The organism is Type-C symbiont of Plautia stali (assembly GCF_059730935.1).
In genome coordinates, this window is the sequence record NZ_AP035923.1 from 1,373,523 (window position 1) to 1,394,892 (window position 21,370).

At 59.7% G+C, this 21,370-nt stretch carries 20 protein-coding genes; 16 read left to right on the forward strand and 4 right to left on the reverse strand.

What is annotated here, in order from left to right; translation table 11 throughout:
• Positions 1–24: 24 nt before the first annotated feature.
• The 13 genes from AC6I7J_RS06275 to hisP all read left to right on the forward strand — a co-directional run bounded on the left by AC6I7J_RS06275 (position 25) and on the right by hisP (position 12,063).
• Positions 25–1,035 carry an aspartate-semialdehyde dehydrogenase gene (locus tag AC6I7J_RS06275; protein ID WP_498007003.1) on the forward strand — a complete coding sequence of 337 codons (1,011 nt, stop codon included), beginning with the start codon at positions 25–27 and terminating at the stop codon, positions 1,033–1,035.
• Positions 1,035–1,847, forward strand: coding sequence for a tRNA pseudouridine(38-40) synthase TruA (truA, locus tag AC6I7J_RS06280; protein WP_498007004.1), 813 nt, complete (start codon positions 1,035–1,037; stop codon positions 1,845–1,847). Before AC6I7J_RS06275 ends, truA begins: the two co-directional genes overlap by 1 nt.
• Before the next feature lie 27 nt (positions 1,848–1,874).
• Positions 1,875–2,537, forward strand: coding sequence for a DedA family protein (locus AC6I7J_RS06285; protein WP_010617492.1), 663 nt, complete (start codon positions 1,875–1,877; stop codon positions 2,535–2,537).
• A 132-nt stretch (positions 2,538–2,669) separates the two neighbouring features.
• Complete coding sequence (gene accD, locus AC6I7J_RS06290; RefSeq protein ID WP_021509178.1) at positions 2,670–3,578, forward strand: acetyl-CoA carboxylase, carboxyltransferase subunit beta; 909 nt, start codon at positions 2,670–2,672, stop codon at positions 3,576–3,578.
• A gap of 72 nt (positions 3,579–3,650) precedes the next feature.
• Positions 3,651–4,919 (forward strand): bifunctional tetrahydrofolate synthase/dihydrofolate synthase, encoded by a 1,269-nt coding sequence (gene folC / locus AC6I7J_RS06295; protein WP_211725644.1) that lies wholly within the window; start codon positions 3,651–3,653, stop codon positions 4,917–4,919.
• On the forward strand, positions 4,909–5,661 hold the full coding sequence (gene dedD, locus AC6I7J_RS06300) for a cell division protein DedD (RefSeq protein WP_211725643.1): 753 nt from the start codon (positions 4,909–4,911) through the stop codon (positions 5,659–5,661). Before folC ends, dedD begins: the two co-directional genes overlap by 11 nt.
• A 250-nt stretch (positions 5,662–5,911) precedes the next feature.
• Complete coding sequence (gene cvpA / locus AC6I7J_RS06305) at positions 5,912–6,397, forward strand: colicin V production protein (protein ID WP_021509181.1); 486 nt, start codon at positions 5,912–5,914, stop codon at positions 6,395–6,397.
• A gap of 33 nt (positions 6,398–6,430) precedes the next feature.
• Entirely contained in the window at positions 6,431–7,948 is a 1,518-nt protein-coding gene (purF, locus tag AC6I7J_RS06310) for an amidophosphoribosyltransferase (RefSeq protein ID WP_021509182.1), read from the forward strand.
• Between the two features lie 113 nt (positions 7,949–8,061).
• The gene (locus tag AC6I7J_RS06315) at positions 8,062–8,631 is read left to right on the forward strand and encodes a UbiX family flavin prenyltransferase (protein WP_058769895.1); all 570 of its coding nucleotides are present in this window, start codon (positions 8,062–8,064) and stop codon (positions 8,629–8,631) included.
• 274 nt (positions 8,632–8,905) lie between these two features.
• Positions 8,906–9,688, forward strand: coding sequence for a lysine/arginine/ornithine ABC transporter substrate-binding protein ArgT (gene argT, locus AC6I7J_RS06320; protein WP_031280032.1), 783 nt, complete (start codon positions 8,906–8,908; stop codon positions 9,686–9,688).
• Positions 9,689–9,881: 193 nt separating this feature from the next.
• On the forward strand, positions 9,882–10,568 hold the full coding sequence (locus tag AC6I7J_RS06325; protein WP_058785603.1) for a histidine ABC transporter permease HisQ: 687 nt from the start codon (positions 9,882–9,884) through the stop codon (positions 10,566–10,568).
• Complete coding sequence (locus tag AC6I7J_RS06330; protein ID WP_498007005.1) at positions 10,565–11,281, forward strand: ABC transporter permease; 717 nt, start codon at positions 10,565–10,567, stop codon at positions 11,279–11,281. Before AC6I7J_RS06325 ends, AC6I7J_RS06330 begins: the two co-directional genes overlap by 4 nt.
• Positions 11,282–11,289: 8 nt before the next feature.
• On the forward strand, positions 11,290–12,063 hold the full coding sequence (gene hisP / locus AC6I7J_RS06335; RefSeq protein ID WP_021509187.1) for a histidine ABC transporter ATP-binding protein HisP: 774 nt from the start codon (positions 11,290–11,292) through the stop codon (positions 12,061–12,063).
• Positions 12,064–12,165: 102 nt separating this feature from the next.
• Here the strand turns inward: hisP and AC6I7J_RS06340 are convergent, their stop codons facing one another.
• Positions 12,166–13,113 (reverse strand): sugar-binding transcriptional regulator, encoded by a 948-nt coding sequence (locus AC6I7J_RS06340; RefSeq protein WP_498007006.1) that lies wholly within the window; start codon positions 13,111–13,113, stop codon positions 12,166–12,168.
• A gap of 196 nt (positions 13,114–13,309) precedes the next feature.
• On the opposite strand from AC6I7J_RS06340, the gene dalD reads away from it, so the two are divergent.
• The 3 genes from dalD to AC6I7J_RS06355 are packed head-to-tail and all read left to right on the forward strand — an operon-like array spanning position 13,310 to position 17,484.
• A complete protein-coding gene (gene dalD, locus AC6I7J_RS06345) occupies positions 13,310–14,692 on the forward strand; it encodes a D-arabinitol 4-dehydrogenase (protein ID WP_498007007.1) in 1,383 nt (460 codons plus the stop codon).
• 12 nt (positions 14,693–14,704) lie between these two features.
• Complete coding sequence (gene xylB, locus AC6I7J_RS06350) at positions 14,705–16,174, forward strand: xylulokinase (RefSeq protein WP_104093065.1); 1,470 nt, start codon at positions 14,705–14,707, stop codon at positions 16,172–16,174.
• A 29-nt stretch (positions 16,175–16,203) separates the two neighbouring features.
• Positions 16,204–17,484 carry an MFS transporter gene (locus tag AC6I7J_RS06355; RefSeq protein ID WP_021509191.1) on the forward strand — a complete coding sequence of 427 codons (1,281 nt, stop codon included), beginning with the start codon at positions 16,204–16,206 and terminating at the stop codon, positions 17,482–17,484.
• A 55-nt stretch (positions 17,485–17,539) separates the two neighbouring features.
• Here the strand turns inward: AC6I7J_RS06355 and AC6I7J_RS06360 are convergent, their stop codons facing one another.
• From AC6I7J_RS06360 to AC6I7J_RS06370, 3 genes are read right to left on the reverse strand one after another with little or no spacing between them, the layout of a single operon-like run.
• Positions 17,540–18,754 (reverse strand): cytochrome c, encoded by a 1,215-nt coding sequence (locus AC6I7J_RS06360; protein WP_132464997.1) that lies wholly within the window; start codon positions 18,752–18,754, stop codon positions 17,540–17,542.
• Complete coding sequence (locus tag AC6I7J_RS06365; RefSeq protein ID WP_021509193.1) at positions 18,751–20,517, reverse strand: GMC family oxidoreductase; 1,767 nt, start codon at positions 20,515–20,517, stop codon at positions 18,751–18,753. The genes AC6I7J_RS06360 and AC6I7J_RS06365 overlap by 4 nt, the downstream gene beginning before the upstream one ends.
• Entirely contained in the window at positions 20,518–21,264 is a 747-nt protein-coding gene (locus AC6I7J_RS06370) for a gluconate 2-dehydrogenase subunit 3 family protein (protein ID WP_338670947.1), read from the reverse strand.
• Between the last annotated feature and the right edge of the window lie 106 nt (positions 21,265–21,370).

The following is a 21,370-nucleotide window of genomic DNA, read 5'->3' on the forward strand; positions in this document are numbered from 1 at the left end:
TGTCATTGTCTGGAGTAAACCAACATGTCTGACGGCTGGAATATTGCGCTACTGGGCGCGACAGGCGCAGTAGGGAACGCTGTACTGGAACTGCTGGCGGAACGCCAGTTCCCGGTTGGTGAGTTATATCTGCTGGCGAGTGAAAACAGCGCCGGTGAGAGCGTGCGTTTTGATGGCCGCTCGCTGCGCGTGCAGGACGCGGCGGAATTTGACTGGTCGCAGGCGCAGCTGGCGTTCTTTACCGCCGGTCGCGAGGCGTCGGCGCGTTATGCCGAAGAAGCCGCCAGCCAGGGTTGCCTGGTAATCGACAGCAGCGACCTGTTCGCGCTGGAGCCGGACGTGCCACTGGTGGTGCCGGATGTCAATCCACAGGTGCTGGCGGATTACCGTAATCGCAACATCATTACCGTGGCCGATGCGCTGGTGAGCCAGCTGTTAAGCGCCATCAAACCGCTGGTGGATACCGCCGGTTTAGGCCGTCTGCAGGTAACCAACCTGGTCTCGGTCTCCAGCCACGGCAAAGCGGCAGTAGACGGCCTGGCCGGTGAGAGCGCGCGGCTGCTGAACGGCGTACCGGCCGATGAGCACTATTTTGGCCGCCAGCTGGCGTTTAACCTGCTGCCGCAGCAGGCGGACGGTGCCGGCAGCGTGGCGAGCGAGCGCCGGCTGGTCGATCAGGTACGTAAAGTGCTGCAGGACGAAGGATTACCGATTGCGGTGAGCAGCGTGCAGGCGCCGGTGTTCTATGGCAACGCGCAGATCGTCTATATCGAAAACCTGCGGCCGCTGTCGGCGGAGGAAGCGCGTGACGAACTGGCGCGCGCCGACGATATCAGCCTGAGCGACGACGGTGATTACCCGACGCCGGTCAGCGACGCCTCCGGCAGTGAAGCCCTGAGCATTGGCAGCGTGCGCAACGACTACGGCATCCCGGAGCTGCTGCAGTTCTGGTCGGTGGCCGACAACATCCGCTTCGGCGGCGCGCTGATGGCGGTGAAAACCGCAGAGAAGCTGGTGCAGGAGTATCTGTATTAATGCTGGAAGACGCGACCCCGTTTAAGCTGGCGCTCGGCATTGAGTATGACGGCAGCCGTTACTACGGCTGGCAGCGCCAGAATGAAGTACGCAGCGTGCAGGAAAAGCTGGAAAAAGCACTGGCGAAAGTGGCCAATCACCCGGTGAACGTGTTTTGCGCCGGACGCACCGACGCGGGCGTGCACGGCACCGGCCAGGTGGTGCATTTTGAGACCACCTCCTCGCGTGCCGACAGCGCCTGGACGCTGGGCGTGAACGCCAACCTGCCGGACGATATTGCGGTGCGCTGGGTGAAAGCGGTGCCGGAAAGCTTTCACGCGCGCTTCAGCGCCACCGCGCGCCGTTATCGCTACGTGATCTACAACCAGCGGCTGCGCCCGGCAATTCTCGGTAACGGCATTACCCATTTTTACCATCCGCTGGATGCGGAAAAGATGCACCGCGCCGCCCAGGCTTTACTGGGTGAGAACGATTTTACCTCGTTCCGTGCGGTGCAGTGCCAGTCGCGCACGCCGTGGCGCAACGTGATGCATCTCAACGTCACGCGCCTGGGGCCGTACGTGATTGTCGATATCAAAGCCAACGCCTTTGTGCATCACATGGTGCGCAATATCGTCGGCAGTCTGCTGGAGATTGGCTGCGGCAATCAGCCGGAAACGTGGATAGCCACGCTGCTGGCGGCAAAAGATCGTACGCTGGCGGCGGCAACGGCGAAAGCCGAAGGGCTGTATCTGGTGGCGGTGGATTACCCTGCTCAGTTTGCGTTACCTCAGCCTGCGCTGGGACCGTTGTTCCTCGCGGATTCATTTTAATCGGAAAGTGTCAGGGAGTTAGCTGTTATGGAGTTTATCCACTTTATCGTCGATTTCATTCTGCACATTGACGTGCATCTGGCCGAGCTGGTGGCGCAGTACGGCATCTGGATTTACGCCATTTTGTTCCTGATTCTGTTCTGTGAAACCGGGCTGGTGGTTACGCCGTTCCTGCCGGGTGATTCGCTGCTGTTCGTCGCCGGTGCGCTGGCGGCGCTGCCGGGCAACGACCTCAACGTGCACCTGATGGTGACGCTGCTGGTGATTGCCGCGATCCTCGGCGACGCGGTTAACTACACCATTGGCCGGCTGTTTGGCGAGAAGCTGTTCAGTAACCCGAACTCGAAAATTTTCCGCCGCAGCTACCTCGACAAAACCCACGCGTTTTACGATCGCCACGGCGGCAAAACCATTATACTTGCGCGCTTTGTGCCAATCGTGCGAACCTTTGCCCCCTTTGTGGCGGGAATGGGACACATGTCTTATCGCCACTTCGCGCTCTTTAACGTGACAGGCGCGCTGCTGTGGGTCCTGCTATTCTCCTATGCCGGTTACCTGTTTGGTGACCTGCCGGTGGTGCAGGAAAACCTTAAGTTGCTGATTGTCGGCATCATCATTGTCTCGGTACTGCCAGGCGTGATTGAAGTGTGGCGTCACCGCCGCCAGGCGCGTCAGCACAAGTCGCAGTAAGCCTGTTACCAGATTTTTATCCACAGCGTGAACGGGTTGTGGTTTAATGAGCGACATTTACGGCCTGCTGAAGGTGATTTCAGCAGTAACGACAAGACTGGACCAGGTCAGCATTAAACAGAAAGGTCATCAATGAGCTGGATTGAACGCATACTGAATAAAAGCACTACCACGCCTTCGCGCAAAGCCAGCATCCCGGAAGGGGTGTGGACCAAATGCGATAGCTGTGGTCAGGTGCTGTACCGCGCCGAGCTGGAGCGCAACCTTGAAGTCTGCCCGAAGTGCGACCACCACATGCGTATGCACGCGCGCGAGCGTCTGCATAGCCTGATGGATGAAGGTTCGATGACAGAGCTGGGTAGCGAGCTGGAACCGAAAGACCTGCTCAAGTTCCGCGACTCGAAGAAGTACAAAGATCGTCTGGTTGCGGCACAGAAAGAGACCGGCGAGAAAGATGCGCTGGTGGTAATGAAAGGCCAGCTGCACGGTATGCCGGTGGTGGCCGCCGCGTTTGAGTTCTCCTTTATGGGCGGCTCAATGGGCTCGGTGGTCGGCGCCCGTTTCGTGCGTGCGGTTGAGCAGGCGCTGGAAGACAACTGCCCGCTGATCTGCTTCTCCGCCTCTGGCGGTGCGCGTATGCAGGAAGCGCTGCAGTCGCTGATGCAGATGGCGAAAACCAGTGCGGCGCTGGCAAAAATGCAGGAGCGCGGTCTGCCGTATATTTCGGTACTGACTGACCCGACCATGGGTGGCGTCTCCGCCAGCTTCGCGATGCTGGGCGATTTAAACGTCGCAGAGCCAAAAGCGCTGATCGGCTTTGCCGGCCCACGCGTAATTGAACAGACGGTACGTGAAAAGCTGCCGCCGGGCTTCCAGCGCAGTGAGTTCCTGATCGAAAAAGGCGCGATCGACATGATCATCCGTCGTCCGGAAATGCGCTTTAAGCTGGCCAGCCTGCTGGCGAAAATGATGAACCTGCCGGCACCGCTGCAGGATGGTGATCGCCCGACTGCGGCTGAGCCGGAGAGCAACGAAGCCTGACAGGCAACCGAAAGGCGCAGAGTGATGCGCCTTTTTATTCATGCACCACATCGTAAAGAGCTAACAGGGCACATGGACACTCTTCACCTCCCGCAAGCCACGTCGCCTCTGGCCACGTGGCTTCATTATCTTGAGCATCTGCATTCTCAGGCCATCGATCTGGGCCTGGACCGTATTCAGCGCGTCGCCGCACGCCTCGACCTGCTAAAACCCGCTCCGTTTGTCTTCACCGTCGCCGGCACCAACGGCAAAGGCACTACCTGCCGTACGCTGGAAACCCTGCTGATGGCCGCAGGCTATCGCGTTGGCGTCTACAGCTCGCCGCATCTGGTGCGCTACACCGAACGCGTGCGCGTGCAGGGCGCTGAGCTGGATGAAGCCCGGCACAGCGCCAGCTTTGCCGCCATCGAGGCCGGACGCGGCGATATTTCGCTTACCTACTTTGAGTTTGGCACGCTGTCCGCGCTTAATCTGTTCCGTGAAGCGCAGCTGGACGTCGTGATTCTGGAAGTGGGGCTGGGCGGCCGGCTGGATGCGACGAACATTGTCGACGCCGACGTGGCGGTAATCACCAGCATTGCGCTGGACCACACCGACTGGCTGGGGCCGGATCGCGCCAGCATTGGCCGCGAGAAGGCCGGCGTATTCCGCGGCGGTAAACCGGCGGTGGTCGGCGAGGCTGATATGCCCGACACCATTGCCCAGGTGGCCGCAGAGAAGGGTGCGCAGCTGTTACAAATTAACCGCGACTGGCAGTGGCAGCGCCAGGGCGACAGCTGGACGCTGCAGGATGCCCAGGGTGAACTGCGCGATCTGCCGCTGCCCCAGGTGCCGCTCCCTAACGCGGCCACCGCCATTGCTGCGCTGCGCGCTTCCGGCCTGACGGTGAGCGAGGCGCTGATTCGTCAGCATCTGCCGCTGGCGATTCTGCCGGGACGTTTCCAGACGGTCAGCACCGCGCCGCGCGTGATCCTTGATGTGGCACACAATCCGCATGCGGCTTATTATCTGGCTTCACGTCTCGCTGAGCTGCCGGTACACGGCACGGTGCATGCGGTGGTTGGCATGCTGCACGACAAGGATATCGCCGGGACGCTGGCCGCGCTGGCACCGCAGGTTAACCGCTGGTACTGCGCGCCGCTCGATGGCCCGCGCGGCGCGTCCGCCGATGAGCTGATGGCGCATCTGCAGGGCGGCAGCGCCTGGCAGAGCGTTGAAGCCGCGTGGCAGGCGGCGCGGCAGCAGGCTCAGCCCGACGATGTGATTCTGGTGTGCGGCTCGTTCCACACCGTAGCGCAGGTGATGCAATCGATGGCAGCGGAGAACGGCAGTGGCAAGTAAGTTTCAGAATCGTTTAGTGGGTACGGTGATTCTGGTGGCGATTGGCGTCATCGTGTTACCGGGTCTGCTGGACGGTAAGAAAAAGCATTATAAAGAGGAGTTCGCGGCGATTCCGCTGGTGCCAAAGCCTGACGATCAGCAGGACAGCGAAATGGTGCCGCCGGTGACGCAGCCGCTGCCGTCGCAGCCGCCGGAAGGTGCGAGCGCGGCGCAGCAGGCGCCCGCCAGCAGCGCAACGCAAAACAGTGCCGCCAGCGGCAGTACGCAGCCAGCGCAAAACAGCCAGCCCAGCGTCGTGACGCCGCCGCCGCCGGTGCATCAGCAGCAGAAGCCGGCAGAGCAGGTGAAGCCGAAGCCGGTCGAGCAGCCGAAGCCTAAACCGGTGGAGCAGCCGAAACCGAAGCCGGCAGAACAACCAAAAGCGACAGAACAACCCAAAGCCACAGAGCAGCCCAAAGCGGCGGAAACGCCGAAGCAGAGCGAACCGGCCGCGCCAGCAGGGCAGGCGTATGTGGTACAGCTCGGCGCGCTGAAGAACGCCGCCAAAGTGAATGAGATCGTGGCGCAGCTGCGGCTCTCCGGCTATCGCGCCTTTACCGTGCCGTCGACGCCGGTGCAGGGGCAGATCACCCGCATTTACGTCGGGCCGGATGCGTCCAAAGCGAAACTGCAGGGCGCACTCGGTGAGCTGAAAGGCATCTCCGGCCTCGGCGGTGTTGTGAAGCCGTACAGCACACGCTGATCAACTGATAAGCCGCGCCGATAGCAGAAACAGGCGCGGCTTTTGGCGTGTTTTTTAGCGAAGCGTTACTGAAAATTTATGGAATATCAGCAGGTTAAATGGCTGACATCAACAAGGGCGAGGAAAGTTTTTTTCATCGCCCTTTTTCTCGGGACAGAACCGGAAAACCCTACGCAAACGTTTTCTTTTTCTGTTAGAATGCGCCCCGAACTGGATGCAGGGGTGCAAATGCACTGTACTGGAAGCGTTCATGATCTGGATTGATTACGTCATTATTGCGGTAGTTGGTTTTTCGGCTCTGGTCAGCCTGATTCGCGGGTTTGTCCGGGAAGCCTTATCTCTTGTTACCTGGGGATGCGCGTTTTTTGTCGCCAGTCATTACTACGCCTACCTTGCAGTCTGGTTTACAGGTTTTGACGACGAACTGGTTCGCAACGGCATCGCCATCGCGGTGTTATTCGTTGCCACCCTGATTGTGGGTGCCATCGTGAACTATGTGATCGGCTCGCTGGTTGAGAAAACCGGCTTGTCGGGAACCGACAGGGTGTTGGGGGTCTGTTTCGGGGCGTTGCGTGGCGTGCTGATTGTATCCGCCATTCTCTTCTTCCTTGATACATTCACCGGCTTTTCAAAAAGTCCGGACTGGCAACAGTCTCAACTCATTCCCCAGTTCAGTTACATCATCAGGTGGTTTTTCGATTACCTGAAAAGCACGTCGAGTTTTTTACCCCGGTAACACCGGGAGTGCGGCTAATGAGGAAATGACAACATGTGCGGTATTGTTGGTATCACCGGTTTTATGCCAGTAAACCAGTCGATCTATGACGCGTTAACGGTGCTGCAGCACCGCGGGCAGGATGCCGCCGGCATTTGTACCATCGATGCGCTGAACTGCTTCCGTCTGCGTAAGGCCAATGGCCTGGTCAGCGACGTGTTTGAAGCGCGCCACATGCAGCGTTTGCAGGGAAATATGGGTATCGGCCACGTGCGTTATCCGACTGCCGGCAGCTCCAGCGCCTCTGAAGCGCAGCCCTTCTACGTGAACTCGCCGTACGGCATCACGCTGGCTCACAACGGTAACCTGACCAACGCCCATGAACTGCGCAAGCAGCTGTTCGAAGTCGGTCGCCGTCATGTGAATACCACCTCAGATTCCGAAATCCTGCTCAACATCTTTGCTCAGGAGCTGGATCGTTTTCAGCACTATCCGCTGGAAGCTGACAACATTTTTGCTGCCGTGGCGGCGGTGCATCAGCAGGTGCGCGGTGCTTACGCCGTGGTGGCGATGATTATCGGTCACGGCATGGTTGCGTTCCGCGATCCTAACGGTATCCGTCCGCTGGTACTGGGCAAGCGTGAGCTGGCCGATGGCCGCACCGAATACATGGTGGCCTCAGAGAGCGTGGCGCTGGATACGCTCGGCTTCGAGTTTATTCGTGACGTTGCGCCAGGCGAAGCGGTGTACATCACCGAGCAGGGTCAGCTCTCGACGCGCCAGTGCGCAGAGAACCCGAAAAGCAATCCGTGCCTGTTCGAGTACGTTTATTTTGCGCGTCCGGACTCGTTCCTCGACAAGATCTCCGTCTACAGCGCACGTGTGCGCATGGGCACCAAGCTGGGCGAGAAAATTGCCCGCGAGTGGGAAGATCTTGATATTGACGTGGTGATCCCGATTCCGGAAACCTCGACCGATACCGCGCTGGAGATTGCCCGTATTCTTGATAAGCCGTACCGCCAGGGTTTTGTGAAAAACCGCTACGTGGGCCGTACCTTTATTATGCCGGGCCAGCAGCTGCGCCGCAGTGCGGTGCGCCGTAAGCTCAACGCCAACCGCGCTGAGTTCCGCGATAAAAACGTGCTATTGGTGGATGACTCGATTGTGCGCGGCACCACCTCTGAGCAGATTATCGAGATGGCGCGTGAAGCGGGCGCGAAGCGCGTCTATCTGGCGTCGGCGGCACCGGAAATTCGCTTCCCTAACGTCTACGGCATCGATATGCCGAGCGCTACCGAGCTGATTGCTCATGGCCGTGAAGTGGAAGAGATTCGTCAGCTGATTAAAGCCGATGCGCTGATTTTCCAGGATCTGCAGGATCTGATCGACGCGGTGCGTGAAGAGAACCCGGATATTGCCCAGTTCGAATGCTCGGTGTTCAACGGCATCTACGTCACCAAAGACGTTGACCTGCAGTATCTGGAATATCTGCAGTCGCTGCGTAACGACGATGCCAAAGCGATTGCGCGTCAGAACGAAGTGGAAAACCTGGAACTGCATAACGAAGGTTAAGGTCAGTCTCAGGCAGACGAAACAGGGCGGGCGCAATCCCGCCCTGTTTGTTTTTGTATTTATGGCGGCAGAGCGGCTATTATTGGCGCACTCTTTTGCAGCAAGGCTGAATTATGAAACGACTCATCATTGGTATTTCCGGCGCCAGCGGCGCGATCTACGGCGTGCGTATGCTGCAGGTGCTGCAACCGTTAGCCGAAGTGGAAACCCATCTGGTGATGAGCCCGGCGGCGCGGCAGACGCTGGCGCTGGAGACCGATTACAGCCTGCGTGACGTGCAGGCGCTGGCCGATGTGGTGCACGATGTGCGCGATATCGCCGCCAGCATCTCGTCCGGCTCGTTCAAAACGCTGGGTATGGCAATTCTGCCATGTTCCATGAAAACCCTGTCCGGCATTGTGCACAGCTACAGCGACAGTCTGCTGACGCGCGCCGCCGACGTGGTGCTGAAAGAGCAGCGCCGGCTGGTCCTGTGCGTGCGGGAAACCCCGCTGCATCTCGGTCATCTGCGCATGATGACCACCGCCGCCGAGCTTGGGGCGCTGATTATGCCGCCGGTGCCGGCGTTTTATCACCGCCCGCAGCGCATCGACGATTTGATTGATCAGACGGTCAACCGCGTGCTGGATCAGTTTGATATCGAGCTGCCGGAAGATCTGTTTACCCGCTGGCAGGGTGCATGATGGTGCAATAATGCACTGAATGCGTGCAAAAGCGCGGGGCCGATCACTGTTCGTGCATCTTGTGCACCAAAAGTTAACAATCTCACTTTTTCTTCCTCACACCGCTGTTATATTTCCCTCACAAACTAAGTGCTTGCGTCCCAGATGGACGCGGTATTTAGTGCGCCTGCGCACAGTTTCGCCGATTTGCACAACTGGCATGAAACCTGCAAAACATTCAGCGCAAACACATCACGCACCACATAACAATAAGCACTTCACTTGAGGGTTACCTATGAAAAAGCGAGTTCTGGCTCTTTCTCTGATGCTGGCTATGTCCGGCGCTGCGAGCGTGTTCGCGGCGGTACCGCAGTCGCTGCGCATCGGGACCGATCCAACTTACCCGCCGTTTGAGTCCAAGAACGCGCAGGGCCAGCTGGTTGGCTTTGATATCGACCTGGCCAACGAGATCTGTAAGCGTATCAAGACCAAATGTACTTATGTGGAAAGTGATTTCGATGCGCTGATCCCGTCGCTGAAAGCGAAGAAGATCGACGCCATCATCTCTTCACTCTCGATCACCGAGAAACGTCAGGAAGAGATCGCCTTCTCGGAAAAACTGTATGCAGCGAACGCGCGTTTAGTGGCGCCGAAGGGGTCTAAACTGCAGCCGACCATTGAGTCGCTGAAGGGCAAGAACATCGGTCTGCTGCAGGGCACTACGCAGGAAACCTACGCCAATGAATACTGGCGTCCAAAAGGGGTGACCGTTACGCCGTATGCCAACCAGGATCTGGTGTATCAGGACCTGAACGCTGGTCGTATTGATGCGGCGTTCCAGGATGAGGTGCAGGCGAGCGAAGGCTTCCTTAAGCAGCCGGTCGGGAAAAACTACGCGTTCGCCGGTCCGGCGGTGAAAGATGACAAAATCTTTGGCGTCGGCACCGGTATGGGCCTGCGTAAAGATGACGCCGATCTGAAAGCTGCTATCGACAAAGCCTTTAACGACATGCGCAAAGACGGTACCTACGACAAGATTGCGAAGAAGTACTTTGATTTCAACGTTTACGGCGATTAAGACTCCTGTTCCTGAACGGGTGTATTGAGTCACGCTAACGTGGGTCATAACTATTCACTCCGGGCGCTTACTTATGTAAACTCCCGGAGTTCATACGCTTGCCACCATCCTTCCGTGATTCACATCCTGGTCAGGACTGTCCGTGTGTTGTTGGACAGCGTTTGTTTATTTCCCTCACGACAGGATCGAACCCATGTTGTATGGCTATTCTGAAGTAATTCTCAAAGGCACGCTGGTGACCCTTGAGCTGGCGCTCAGCTCGGTGGTGCTGGCCGTGGTGCTGGGCCTGATAGGGGCCGGCGCCAAACTCTCCCGCAATCGCCCGCTGGCGATGATTTTTGAAGGCTACACCACGCTAATCCGTGGCGTGCCCGACCTGGTGCTGATGCTGCTGATCTTTTACGGTCTGCAGATTGCCCTCAACGCCGTAACCGATGCGCTCGGCATGGCACAGTTTGATATCGACCCGATGGTGGCCGGTATTATTACGCTCGGCTTCATCTACGGTGCTTACTTCACTGAAACCTTCCGTGGCGCGTTTCTCGCGGTGCCGAAAGGGCAGATTGAAGCCGCCACCGCCTTCGGCTTTACCGGCGCGCAAACTTTCCGTCGCATTCTGTTCCCGGCGATGATGCGCTTTGCGCTGCCCGGCATCGGCAACAACTGGCAGGTGATCCTCAAAGCCACCGCGCTGGTGTCGCTGCTCGGCCTTGAAGATGTGGTAAAAGCCACGCAGCTGGCCGGCAAAAGTACCTGGCAACCGTTCTACTTCGCGATTGTTGCCGGGGTGATCTATCTGGTGTTTACCACGCTGTCCAACGGCGTGCTGTGGTGGCTTGAACGTCGCTACTCGGTAGGGGTGAAAAGGGCAGAGTTATGATCGAGATTATTCAGGAGTACTGGAAACAACTGCTCTGGACCGACGGTTACCGTTTTACCGGCGTGGCCATCACGCTGTGGCTGCTGATTCTGTCCGTGGTGATTGGCGGCAGCCTTGCGGTGCTGCTGGCCATCGCGCGCGTCTCACCAAATCGCTATATCTCCACGCCGGTGTGGCTGTTTACCTATGTGTTTCGCGGCACGCCGCTGTATGTGCAGCTGCTGGTGTTCTATTCCGGCATGTACACGCTGGAGGTGGTGAAAGGCTCCGAGCTGCTGAACGCCTTCTTCCGCAGTGGCCTGAACTGTACGCTGCTGGCATTTACCCTGAACACCTGTGCTTATACCACCGAGATTTTTGCCGGTGCCATTCGCGCCGTGCCACACGGTGAAATCGAAGCCGCGCGCGCCTATGGTTTCTCGCCGTTTAAACTTTACCGCTGCATCATTCTGCCGTCGGCGCTGCGCACCGCGCTGCCCGCCTACAGCAATGAAGTGATTCTGATGCTGCACTCCACCGCGCTGGCGTTCACCGCCACCGTGCCGGATTTGCTAAAAATCGCGCGCGATATCAACTCGGCGACCTATCAGCCGTTCACCGCGTTCGGCATCGCTGCGGTGCTGTACCTGCTTATCTCTTACGTGCTGATTAGCCTGTTCCGCCTTGCGGAGCGCCGCTTCCTCGCGCATGTGAAACCCTCTTCGTCGCACTGAGTATGACTATGGCTGAAAATAAATTAAGCGTTACCGAACTGCATAAGCGTTACGGTGAACATGAAGTTCTGAAGGGCGTGTCGCTGCAGGCCAACGCCGGCGATGTGATCAGCATTATTGGCTCGTCCGGTTCCGGGAAAAGTACCTTTTTACGCTGCATCAACTTCCTCGAAAAGCCGAGTGAAGGCACCATCGCGGTCAACAACGAGGCGATAAACCTGGTGCGCGACACCGATGGCCAGCTGAAAGTGGCCAACAAAGAGCAGCTGCGTTCGCTGCGTACCCGGCTGACCATGGTGTTCCAGCATTTCAATTTGTGGAGCCACATGACGGTGCTGGATAACGTCACTGAAGCACCGATTCAGGTGCTGGGGCTGAGCAAAGCCGAAGCGCGTGAGCGGGCAATTAAATACCTCGATAAAGTCGGTATTGATGCGCGCGCGCGTGCCAAATACCCGGTGCATCTGTCAGGCGGCCAGCAGCAGCGTGTCTCGATTGCCCGCGCGCTGGCGATGGAGCCGGAAGTGTTGCTGTTTGACGAACCGACCTCGGCGCTCGATCCGGAGCTGGTAGGCGAAGTGCTGCGCATCATGCAGAAGCTGGCCGAAGAGGGCAAAACCATGGTGGTAGTGACGCACGAGATGGAGTTCGCCCGTCACGTATCCAGCCACGTGATTTTTCTGCATCAGGGCAAAATCGAAGAGCAGGGCGCGCCAGACGAACTGTTCGGCAACCCGAAAAGCCCGCGCCTGCAGCAGTTTTTGAAGGGATCGTTGAAATAGGTTTCTGAACCGTTGCGGCGCAATGTATTGCGCGTTTCCCGGCGATGCGGCGGACAAATCCGCGCGATACATCGCGCCGCGACGAATCACAGAAATTTTTAATTAATCATGCAGCAGTTTCAGCGCGGTGTCTTCATCCGTCACCAGCCCGGAGATCCAGCCGCCGTGCAGCGCGGCGTGAATCGCTGCGTATTTGCGCGCGCTGCCGGCAAAGCCGATGATATTGCGCTGCGTCTGGCTCTCCAGCAGCACGCTGGTCAGCAGCTCATCGGTTTCGCCGTATACCCGCTCTCCCTGCTGATTGAAAAAATGCCCCAGCATTTCACCCACCACGCCGCGCGCGTTGAGCGCTTCTACCTGCGCATCGGTGATAAAGCCTTCGGCATTGAGCGGGCAGCCCGGCATCACTTCGCCAATGCCGACAAACGCCACGTTCGCCTGTAGCGCACGCTGGGTGACGCGCTGATAGACCTGATGCTGCACCCACATCGCCTTATCCTGCGGCGTGTCAGCATACAGCGGCGCCGGAATGAAGAAATATTTGCCCTGCATCTTCTCCGCCATTTTCAGCGGTACGTCGTAGCGGGTACCGGAATCGTCACGCGCAATCGCGCCGATCATCGACACACACTGATGCTGTGGCCGTTCAACCCACGGCAGCGCATCAATCATTGAGCGCAGCGTTTTGCCGGAACCGATGCCAAACACCTGCGGGGTCTCTTCGTTGATAAACTGCGCCATCACCGCCGCGCCTTCCACCGCCAGCATTTGCTGAATCGCCTCATCATCCAGCCCGGCTGACGGCACCACGCGGCACAGCGTCAGGCCAAACTTTTGTTCGATCTCGCGCGCCAGATGCAGGCAGTGCGTGACCGGATGGTCGATCTTCACGCTGACCATGCCCATCTCACGTGCGCTGGAGACCAGCCGCTGCGCCACCTGCCGCGATAAGCCCAGCGCGCGCGCAATCTCCTGCTGCGTGACGCCCGCCACGTAATACATCCACGCTGCCCGTGCTGCCAGCTCCTGCTTCTTCTCGTCTCTGCTCATCGCCTTGTTCCGTCAAACTCCGATGCGCCAGTTTATCGCGTCTTGCCCCTGAAGCGTTAACTGAGCAAAAGCCCTAAAAAAGAGCAAAAGTATTAAATGTGATGGATCTCGCAGAACGATCGCCCCGCCGGCGACTATGCTACGCCTCATCGGGCAAATGCCCTCAATTGCGGCAAATGTTTATTTCGAGGCGACTATGACGACGAAATCAGTGTGGATGCATATCGGCGCAGGTTCTTTTCACCGCGCGCATCAGGCGTGGTATCTGCACCAGCTGCACCAGCAGGGCGATGACAGCTGGAGCATCGCGCTCGGCAACATCCGCGGCGATGCGGTAGCGCTGCTCAACCAGCTGCAGGCGCAAAACGGCGAGTACGTACTGGAAACCGTGACGCCGGAGGGCGAGCGCGCGTATGAAACCATTACTTCGCTGCGCACCATTCTGCCGTGGGACGCGGAGATCAGCGCGCTGGTGGCGCAGGGCGCCAGTGCTGAGACAAAAGTGATCGGTTTTACCGTGACCGAAGCCGGTTACTACCTGACGCCGGCGCATGAGCTCGATCTCAGCCAGGCCGATATCCAGGCCGATCTCCGTGGTGAGGCGCGCACTATTTACGGCGCGCTGACCCGCATTCTGCGCCAGCGCGTGGCCAGCGGCGGTGCGCCGGTCACGCTGCTCAACTGCGACAACCTGCGTCACAACGGCGAACGTTTCCGTCACGGCATGCTGGCGTTTCTCGCCGCGCAGGGCGACCGCGCGCTGGCCAGCTGGGTGCGCGATAACACCACTTCGCCAAACACCATGGTGGATCGCATCACGCCGCGCCCCACGCCGGATGTTGCCGCACGCGTCAAAGTGGCCACCGGCAAAGACGATGGCGCGGCGGTGATGGCGGAATCGTTTATCCAGTGGGTGATTGAGGATGATTTCATCGCCGGACGCCCGGCGCTGGAAAAGGTGGGTGTGGAGCTGGTGGCGTCGGTGCTGCCGTGGGAAGAGGCGAAAATCCGCATCCTCAACGCCACGCACGCGGCGATTGCCTGGGCCGGCACGCTCACCGGCCATGACTACATTGATGACAGCACACGTCAGCCCGCGATCTATCAGCTGGCGTACGACTACATCACGCAGGACGTGATCCCGTCACTGTCGCCCAGCCCGCTCGATCTGGCGGATTACCGCGACGTGGTGCTGGCGCGCTTTAGCAATCCCTACATCAAAGATACCAACCAGCGCGTTGGTGCCGACGGGCTGTCGAAAATCCCCGGCATGGTGACGCCAACGCTGCGCGAATGCTATCAGCGCGGCGCAGAACCGACCGCTACCGCCGTGCTGCCGGCGCTGTTCTACCTGTTCCTGCAACACTGGGCCAGCAACCAGCTGCCGTATGCCTATCAGGATGGCGTGCTCAATGCTGATGCGCTGCGCCAGCAGCTGGCCGGTGAGGATGCACTGCAGCGGTTCCTCAGCGACCGCGCGCTGTTTGCCGAACTGGCCGATGACCGCGCTTTTCATGCGCTGGTGACGCGCAGCGTAGACGCCATAGAGCAGCAACTGCTGCAGCCGGCGACGGTGTAAGGAGCGCACAGCATGTATCTCGGCATTGATATTGGCACCTCTGAACTCAAAGCGCTGATCGTTAACCCGCAGGGCGAGATTGTGGCGTCGAATCACGCCACGCTTAGCGTGCAGCGCCCGCATCCGCACTGGGCGGAGCAGGACCCCGAGCGCTGGTGGCAGGCGTGTGGTCAGGCGATCGCCGGGCTGCGCCAGCAGGCACCGGACGCGTGGGCCGCGATCCGCGCCATCGGTCTTTCCGGTCAGATGCACGGCGCCGTGCTGCTGGATGCCGCCGGTGAGGTGCTGCGGCCGTGCATATTGTGGAACGACACGCGCAGCGCGGCGCAGTGTGATGCGCTGCGCCAGCAGCATCCGCAGATGATGGAAATCGCCGCCAACCTGATTATGCCCGGCTTTACCGCGCCGAAACTGCACTGGGTGGCGGAACATGAGCCCGAAATCTTTCGCCGCATCGACAAGGTGCTGCTGCCGAAAGATTACCTGCGCTGGCGTCTGACCGGGCGCTTTGTCAGCGAGCCGTCGGACGCCGCCGGTACGCTGTGGCTCGACGTGGCGCAGCGCGACTGGTCTGACGCACTGCTGGCGATCAGCGGGCTGACGCGCGCGCAGATGCCCGAACTGGTTGAGGGCAGCGCGGTCAGCGCTACGCTGCGCGCCGATTTGGCCAGCGAATGGGGCTTAGCCGCCACGGTGAGCGTGGCCGGCGGCGGCGGTGATAATGCCGCGTCGGCGGTGGGCGTCGGTGCGGTTAATGCGGGCGATGCCTTTATCTCGCTCGGCACGTCAGGCGTGATTTTTGTGGTTAACGATCGGCTGCGTGCCGATCCGCAATCCGGCGTGCACGCTTTCTGCCATGCGCTGCCGGGACGCTGGCACCAGATGAGCGTGATGCTCAGCGCCGCCAGCTGTCTGCGCTGGCTGTGCAATCTGCTGTCGGTCACCGAAAGCCAGCTGATGGACGAGATGGCACAGCTCAGTGCGGAACAGCTGCGTCAGGCACCGCTGTTTCTGCCGTATCTCTCTGGTGAACGCACGCCGCATAACGATCCGCAGGCGACCGGAGCATTTTTCCATTTACGCCACGAAACGCCGCGCGCGCTGCTCGGCTATGCGGTGATTGAGGGCGTGGCGTTTGGCCTGGCGGATGGTCTGGCGGTGCTGGGCGATACGCAGCAGCAGATTCAGCAGTGCAGCCTGACCGGCGGCGGTGCGCGCAGCACGCTGTGGGCGCAGCTGATTGCCGACGTGCTGCAGCTGCCGATAGTGACCCATCCGGCCAGCGCCTCAGGCGCGCTGGGTGCGGCGCGACTGGCGTGGCTGGCCGACGGCGGCAGTGAAGCCGACGTGTGCCTGAAGCCGCCGGTGCAGGCGCGCTATCAGCCCGATGCGGCGCGCGGGGCCGTGCTGCAGCAGCGGCTGCGCCTGTTCCGTGAACTCTATGTACAACAACAGCAGGCGCGCGCGTTGCTGCCTGCCTGATCGGATTAGCGAACGGAAGGAAGATTGTCATGCAATCGAACGCATACTGGTTTGGCTTACCGAAAAAGATGTTCTGGGGCTTTCTGGCCATCGCCATTTTCATGGCCGGCGACGGCTTCGAAATGGCGTTCCTGTCGCGCCACATTACTGACATGGGCTTTTCGCCGGCCCAGTCGGCGGTGGTGTTTACGTTTTACGGCCTGGCCGCCGCGCTGGCGGCGTGGGCCTCCGGCGTGGTGGCGGAGCTGATTACGCCGCAGCGCGCCATGATGATTGGCTTTGTGCTGTGGATCGTCATGCATGCGCTGTTTATGTCGCTGGGGCTTGGGCTGCGTAACTATCCGCTGATGGTGCTGTTCTACGGCATTCGCGGCCTGGCCTATCCGCTGTTTATCTACTCGTTCATGATGATGCTGGTGCAGGTGCTGCCGCGTGACAAGCTGGCCGCCGCTACCGGCTGGTTCTGGGCGATGTACTCCGTGGGAATTGGCGTGGTGGGCAGCTATCTGCCGAGCCTGACCATCCCGATGCTGGGCGAAACCGGCACCTTATGGCTGGCGATTGTCTGGGTGGCGTGCGGCGGCGTGCTGGCCTACTTCAGCCTGCGCAACGTGCCGGTGGATCGTTCCCGCGTTAATCTGCCGCTGCGCGATAAGATGACGGAGATGTCGCGTGCCGTAACCATTCTGTTCACCAACCAGCATGTGTTTTATGCCTGCCTGATCCGCATCATCAATACGCTGTCGCTGTTTGGTTTTGCCATCATCATGCCGCTGCTGTTTGTCGATCGGCTCGGCTTTACCATCTCCGAATGGCTGCAGATTTGGGCGGTGTTCTTCTTCGTCACCATCTTTACCAATATTTTCTGGGGCATTACCGGTGAGAAGCTGGGCTGGATCCGTCAGGTGCGCTGGTTCGGCTGTCTCGGTATGGCGATCTCCAGCCTGGCGTTTTACTACCTGCCGCTGTATGCCGGGCATAACTTCTGGGTGGCGCTGATTCCGGCGATCATGCTGGGGATCTTTGTCGCTGCCTTTGTGCCAATGACCGCGGTGTTCCCGACGCTGGAACCGCATCATAAGGGCGCAGCGGTATCGATTTACAATCTGTCGGCCGGGCTGAGTAACTTTGTGGCCCCGGCGATTGCTTCATTGCTGCTGCCGTTCTTCGATATCGTCGGGGTGGTGTGGGCCTATACCGCGCTCTACCTGTTCGCCGGCGTGCTGACCTTTATTATCCGTGTGCCGCAGCCGGGACACACGCGAGAGGCGTCAGCGGTGAAGTCGTCGGTGGTGCAGCAGCGTAGCTAAAGCTGAGTGTCAACCTGTCGCACCGGCAGCAAGGACTGCCGGTGCTGACACGGCGCTATTCCAGCTTCTGTTTCACTTTCTTCACGTCGTCAGCGCTGACCGGTGCGGCGGCATTTCCCCAGCTGTTGCGGATGTAGCTCACCACTGCGGCGATCTCCTCATCACCCAGCGTGCCGGCAAAGGCCGGCATTGCCGGTGCCGTGGGGCGGGCATCGGTATCGACACCGCGACTGCCGGCGGCGACCACCCGAATCAGCGAGGTGGCATCATCCTGATTGAGCAACGGATTGTCCGCCAGCTGCGGGAAGATATTCTTCTCACCGCGACCGCCCGGGCTGTGGCAGGCTGAACACTTCGCCGCATAGATTTGCGCGCCCAGCTTCATGCGATCGTCCGTCGCGGCAAGTGCGGCGGGCGCTTGCTCATCACGCGATTCACCGCTTTTCAGGTACACCGCCACCGCCTGCAGATCTTCATCGCGCCAGTGCTGCGTGGAGTGACGCACCGCGTCGGCCATCGGACCGGAAGCGATATCGAAACGGTTCACGCCGGTACGCAGGTAGCTGACGATATCCTGCTGGCTCCATTTGCCCAGCCCGCTGTGCGGGTTCGCGGTGATGTCCGGCGCCATCCAGCCTTCGACCACTTCACCGCGCAAAAACGCGCCATTTTTATCGCCGCCGAGCAGGTTTTTCGGCGTGTGGCAGGTGCCGCAGTGGCCCGCGCCCTGCACCAGATACGCACCGCGATTCCACTGGGCGGATTGACGGGCGTCCGGCTGGAACGCGCCCCGGTCAAAGTTGATCCAGTTCCACACCATCAGGCTGGTGCGGATGTTGAAAGGGAAGGGCAGCTGATTGGTCTCGACCGGGTTGTGTATCGGCTGCAGCGTCTGCATCCATGCCCACAAATCCTGCAGATCCTTATCCGACATTTTGGTGTAGGCGGTGAACGGCATCGCGCCGTACAGCCGCTTGCCGCCGTGGCCGATGCCCTCGGTCATCGCGCGGCGGAAATCTTCATAGCGCCAGTTGCCGATGCCGGTTTCGCGATCCGGCGTGATGTTAGCGCCGACCAGCGTACCAAACGGCGTCTGCAACCTGACGCCCCCGGCAAACGGCTGCTGCGGATCGGCGGTGTGGCAGGCGGTGCAGTCCGCCAGCGTGGCGATATAGCTGCCGCGCGCGTACTGATCGTATTCCGGCTGGGCGTGAGACACAAAGCTGGTGAGCAGCAGCGCGGCAGCGCACAGAGAGAGGCGTGTTTTCATGCGGTAATCATCTCCCCGGGACGTTGCAGATAGTAGTGACGAATCGCATGCGCCGCTTTGAATGCCAGCGCGCCGACGGTGCCGGTCGGGTTATAGCCCGGGTTTTGCGGAAAGGCTGACGCGCCCACCACGAACAGGTTCGGTACATCCCACACCTGCAGATGTTTATTGACCGAGCTGGTTGAGGGATCGCTGCCCATGATAAAGCCGCCAACCACGTGCGACGACTGATACGGCACGCTGCTCCAGTGGCCGGTCATCGGTTTGACAATCATCTCGCGCGGGTTCATCGATTTAGCGATTTCCGCCACTTTACCGGTGCAGTACTGCGCCATTTTCAGATCGTTCGCCGCAAAATCGAAGGTGATGCGCAGCAGCGGTCGGCCGTGCGGATCTTTGTAGTTGGGATCGAGCGACAGATAGTTGGTGCGCGTGGTGTAACTGCTGGCCTCGCAGCCAATCGACATGGTGCTGAGGTAGTTGTCTTTCAGCGCGCGCTTCCACTTCGAGCCCCATTTGGGCGTGTTGGGCGGCAGAGGCCGGTAGCCAATCGGTGCCGAGCCGATGGGCGTCACGCGGATGCTGCCGCCGCCGAAGAAGCCCAGACCGCTGTGGTCAAAATTATCGTTATTGAATTCATCAATGCCCATGCCCACCGCGCCGGCACCGATAAACGGGTTAAAGTTTTTGTTGTCGAAAAACAGCGTGACGCCGTTGGCGGTCTGGTAGGCGTAATTGCGACCGGTGGTGCCTTTATTGGTGACCGGATCATAGGCCTGGCCAATGCCGGAGAGCAGCATCAGGCGCACGTTTTCAAAGGTAAAGGCGGCGACGATCACCAGATCGGCCGGCTGTTCCCACTTATCGCCGGAGGAGTCGATGTAGGTGACGCCGGTGGCCTGTTTGCCGCTGGCATCGGTCAGCACTTCCAGCACTTCGCAGTTGGTGTACGCGGTAAAGTTCTCTTTGCGCATCAGCGCCGGCAGCACGGTGGTGATGGCGCTGGCTTTCGAGTAGTTGGCGCAGCCGTAGTTGGTGCAGAAGCCGCAGAAGGTGCAGGGACCCATGGTGACGCCATAGGGATTGGTGTACGCCTCGGAGACCAGCGAGGAGGGCACCGGAAACGGCTGGTAGCCGAGATTTTTTGCTGCTTCGGCAAACAGCGTCGGACCATAGGGCTGGCGCAGCGGCGGCGTCGGATAGTCGGCCGAACGGGCACCTTCGAACGGATTGCCGCCCGCCCGTTTCTGTCCCTGAATATTACCGGCGTAACCCGAGGTGCCGGCCACGCGCTCAAACTGCATGTAGTGCGGCTCCATCTCTTCCCAGCTGGTGCCCCAGTCCTGCAGCACCAGCTCATCCGGAATGGCACTGGCACCGTAGCGTTCGGTCAGGTGGCTTTTCAGGCGAAACTCTTCCGGCTGAAAGCGAAAGGTAATGCCAGCCCAGTGATTGCCCGCGCCGCCGGTGCCGTTGCCCGGATGGAACGAGCCCCAGGTGCGCATCGGCAGGGCGGTTTGCGACGGATTGTTGCGCATGGTGCAGGTGTTCTGCCGCGTACGCAGCATCAGCTCTTCGCGCATCACGTAGCGCAGCTCGTCGGTGACGGTGCCAATATTGAAGTCGCGCGCGGTGTCGCGCCACGGGCCGCGCTCAATGCCGATCACTTCCAGGCCTTCGTCGGCCAGTTCATTGGCGATAATCGATCCGGCCCAGCCGAGACCAATCACCACCACATCGGTTTTCGGTAATTTCTTCATCATCTATCCCCGTGCTTTCCATTGCGCAATGCTGATCGGCTCTAAGCCCAGATTTTCGTTATGGCGCTCAATGTATTCGCGATAGTCGTAGCGCGCGCCGGGAAAGCCCAGCATCTTCCACGACACCATGTCTTTGTTGCCGCCGTAGATCGGATCGGCAAAGAAGCCTTCCATGGTGTTGTTCAGCACCTCGAGAAACAGCGACTGCGCATCAAAGCCGCTGAAATGCACCTTTCCGGCTTCCATGTCTGCCAGCAGCGCGTCCTGCTGCGCCGGCGTCAGATCGACAAAGTTCTTTTGCGAGGTTTGCTGCACGTAGCGGTTGAGCGCCGCCAGCCCCTGGCGATAGCGCTGTTGCGGCACCAGCGGCGACTGGTCGCCCTGCTCGGTGGTGCCCTGCTGAAACGGGCCCTGCATATAGAGGCGTTCGAAGGTGCCATAAAAGCCGTGCAGCTGGCGGTCGATAAAGACAGCGCAGCCGGCTTCTTTGCCGCCCACGCTCAGCTCGTCCGCCGGAATAATGCGGTCAACCATGGCTTCCACGGTGCGCGCTTCTTCCTCGGTGAAGAACAGCCAGCCCTGAGCCTGGAACTGTTCCGGTGGGTTATCGGCGAAGGGCGTCCAGCCGGGGGAGCCCTTGAGGGAGACAGCATCGGCGGCGCGGGTGACGCCAGCGGCAACGCCCAGCGTCGACCAGGTCAGGACCTGGCGTCGTGTGACACCGGGCAGGGTTTTGGCTCGTTTTTTCATTATCGCTTCCAGACAGAGTAACAAGATAAGGCGTAACCGGCCGGCGTGCACGGCGACACAACGGGCCGGAATCTTCAGTTTTTGTAAATTTTTATGGCGAATGTTA